This is a genomic window from Streptomyces sp. NPDC005195, assembly GCF_040608315.1.
Taxonomy (GTDB): domain Bacteria; phylum Actinomycetota; class Actinomycetes; order Streptomycetales; family Streptomycetaceae; genus Streptomyces; species Streptomyces kaempferi.
Genome location: NZ_JBEXHZ010000202.1, coordinates 1 through 3,202, shown reverse-complemented (window position 1 = coordinate 3,202; position 3,202 = coordinate 1). Strand labels below are relative to the sequence as shown.

Sequence of the window (3,202 nt, the reverse complement as noted above, 5' to 3'; positions counted from 1 at the left end):
CCCGGTCCACGGGCCTTCTCCATGCTCCGTGCCCGCCTCCGCGTCCGCGATCGGTGCTGACCCGTTGGGGTGCTCCGCCCGGCGGAGGTCCGGGTCCTGGCCGTCCGAGGTTGGACCAGACCAGTTCTGCGTGAATCGTTGACATGTACTCCACCCAACGCAATTCTGAGAGCGCTCTCAAAGAATCCGGACGGCTTCCGTCCGCAGTGATCCACCTCGTTGGAACCCCCACGTCAAGGAGGAAGAGAGTGCCCAGAAAGCACACATGGCGGGCGTTGGCGGTGGCCGCGGCCACCCTCACCGCGGCGCTGCTGACCTTCGGAGCGCCGGCCGGGGCCGAAGCGGCCGTCCCGGAGACGATCCCGCTGAAGGTCACCAACAACTCCGGCCGCGGTGACCCGGTCTACCTCTACGATCTCGGCACCCTGCTGTCGACAGGACAGCAGGGCTGGGCCGACGCGAACGGCACGTTCCACGCCTGGCCCGCCGGAGGCAATCCGCCGACGCCGGCTCCGGACGCGTCGATCCCCGGACCGGCGAACGGCCAGACGAAGACGATCCGCATCCCCAAGTTCTCCGGCCGGATCTACTTCTCCTACGGCCAGAAGCTCGACTTCCGGCTGACCACCGGCGGCCTGGTCCAGCCGGCCGTGCAGAACCCGAGCGACCCCAACCGCAACATCCTCTTCAACTGGTCCGAGTACACGCTCAACGACTCAGGACTGTGGATCAACAGCACCCAGGTCGACATGTTCTCGTCCCCCTACGCCGTGGGGGTCCAGCTCGCCGACGGGAGCACGAAGACCACCGGACACCTCAAGGCCGGCGGCTACACCGGGTTCTTCAACGCCCTCCGGGGGCAGCCGGGCGGCTGGGCGAACCTGATCCAGACCCGGTCCGACGGCACCGTCCTGCGGGCTCTCGCCCCGGGCCACGGCATCGAGTCGGGCGCCCTCCCCGCGACCGTCATGGACGACTACGTCAACCGCGTGTGGCAGAAGTACAGTTCGTCGACGCTGACGGTGGCTCCGTTCGGCGACCAGCCGAACACGAAGTACTTCGGGCGCGTCTCCGGCGGCGTCATGAACTTCACCAACAGTGCCGGAGCGGTCGTCACCAGCTTCCAGAAGCCCGACTCGGACAGCATCTTCGGCTGCTACAAGCGGCTCGACGCCCCCAACGACCTGGTGCGCGGGCCGATCTCACGCACCCTGTGCGCGGGCTTCAACCGCTCGACACTGCTGACCAATCCCAACCAGCCGGACACCGGTCCGGCCGGCTTCTACCAGGACACGGTCACCAACCAGTACGCCCGCAGGATCCATGCGCAGATGGCCGACGGCAAGGCCTACGCGTTCGCCTTCGACGACGTCGGCGCCTACGAGTCGCTCGTCCACGACGGCAACCCACAACAGGGCTACCTCACACTGGATCCGTTCAACTGACCGTGCCACGGACGGCCGGTGGCACACGAGCCCCGGCCGTCCGGGAGTTCAGTCCTGCTCCACACACAGGACGGGAACGTTCTGGACGAGGTTGTTGGCGAACCCGCCGCGGTTCCAAGGCTGCCGCAGGGGCTGGGTGTTGCCCTCGGCGTCGGTGGCCCGCGCGCTCAGCGTGTGCCGCCCGGGCGAGGCCGTCCAGGTGAACCTCCAGCGCCGCCAGGCCCAGCGGTGGCCGCCGGCCGGTTCCAGCTCCGCCGCCCGCCACTCCCGGCCCCCGTCCGTACTCACGTCCACGCCGGTCACCGGCGCCCACCCCGACCAGGCTCGCCCCTCCAGCGCCACCACCCCCTCCCGGACCACCCGGGCCCGGGACATGAAGTCGGGAAAGCCGGGCGGCACCAGCAGGGCACGCGGGGCGATCCGGGTGACCGCCTCCCCCACCTCCCCGGCTTCCTGGCGCAGCCGATAGGCAGCCACCTGCTGGAAGCCCTCGAAGGGGATGTCGATCACCGTGATCCCGCGCAGCCACTTCACCTGCGCCATCCCGTACCAGCCGGGTACGACCAGCCGCAGCGGGAACCCGTGCTGCGGCGGCAGCGGGCCGCCGTTCATCCCGTACGCCACCAGCACCTCGAGGTCCTCCCCCAGGGCCGCGGCCACGGGCAGCGCCCGCTGGTAGTCCTGCTCCACCCCGCGCTCGACCCCGTGGTCGGCGCCGGTGAACACCACCTCCACGGCATCGGTTCCGACCCCTGCCTCGGCCAGCAGAACCCGCAGCGGCACGCCCGTCCACTCGGCCGTGCCCACACCCTCGACCAGCCACGGCTGACTCACCGGCCGGGGGGTCAACAGTGCCCGGCCGTTGCCCGCGCACTCCATGGTCACCCGTCGGGTGACGGCGGGATACGAGGTCAGCTCGGCCGTCCCGAGCACCCGCGGCCGCCGCACCCGCCCGCCGATCGAGAGCTGCCAGGAGGAGCCCTCGGCGTACGGGATGTCGTAGTGCGTCAGTACGTAGTGCAGCCCGGACGGGGTGATGTCGTAGCGCAGCGCCTCCAGGGGCAGCCCGTGGTTCCGGGCGGCGAGAGCCAGTTCCTGCGCGCCGAAGTCCTCGCCGGGGGCGGCCACCCTCGCGGGTCCGCTCACCTCGTCAAGGTGATGTCCCATGCCCGTATTCTCCGCCCGGACGACGGGTGGGGCGAGGTCATGGCCGCCCCCTCGCTCCCGCGGACGCGAAGTGACGGATCTCGGGAGAGCCCTCAGGCCCGGAACGGCACCGGGCGGGTGCTCCGCTCCACCAGGTCGTGCCAGCCGGACTCCAGCCGCTCCACCGTCATCCCGCGCTGCCGGGTCAGATGGAGGATCAGCGCGGGTTCGAGATAGCCCATGAGCGTCTGCGCGAGCAGTTCGCTGTCCGCGGCCGGGACGGCCTCGCGCAGCAGCATGGCGACGTGGGTGAAGCGGACGCGGTACGGGGCGGAGTTGAAGCGGCGGGAGGCGTCCGCTTCTGCGGCGATGTACAGATCCAGCCGGTCGCAGGTCTGCCGCAGCACCGCGCAACCGAAGGCGTGCAGCCGGTCCGCCGGCGAGGCTCCCGGGCCCAGTGGCGGGGGGCCCCGGAAGAAGGCGGCCTGGAACTGCCGCTCCGTGTGGTCGAGCAGGGCCATCAGGAGGCCGGTGCGGTCGCCGAAGCGCCGGAAGACGGTCCCCTTGCCCACGGACGCGGCGGCGGCGACGGCCTCCAGCGACACGTTGGC

General features: G+C 70.8%; 3 protein-coding genes. 1 reads left to right on the top strand and 2 read right to left on the bottom strand.

The annotated features are described in order from the left end of the window. The first annotated feature begins 281 nt into the window (after nucleotides 1–281). Nucleotides 282–1,445, top strand: a complete 1,164-nt coding sequence (locus ABZV34_RS37930) for a glycoside hydrolase family 64 protein (protein ID WP_356287387.1) — start codon at nucleotides 282–284, stop codon at nucleotides 1,443–1,445. Nucleotides 1,446–1,493: 48 nt separating this feature from the next. Here ABZV34_RS37930 and ABZV34_RS37925 read toward each other — a convergent pair whose 3' ends face one another. Both ABZV34_RS37925 and ABZV34_RS37920 read right to left on the bottom strand, forming a co-directional pair. Next, nucleotides 1,494–2,612, bottom strand: coding sequence for a sulfite oxidase (locus ABZV34_RS37925; RefSeq protein ID WP_356287384.1), 1,119 nt, complete (start codon nucleotides 2,610–2,612; stop codon nucleotides 1,494–1,496). A 92-nt stretch (nucleotides 2,613–2,704) separates the two neighbouring features. After that, nucleotides 2,705–3,202: TetR/AcrR family transcriptional regulator (locus ABZV34_RS37920; protein WP_356287381.1), on the bottom strand; the 498-nt coding region annotated here is incomplete at its 5' end.

Excerpts from the sequence above, each read along its gene's own strand:
- ABZV34_RS37925 (WP_356287384.1), bottom strand. The coding sequence starts at position 2,612 with ATGGGACATCACCTTGACGAGGTGAGCGGACCCGCGAGGGTGGCCGCC.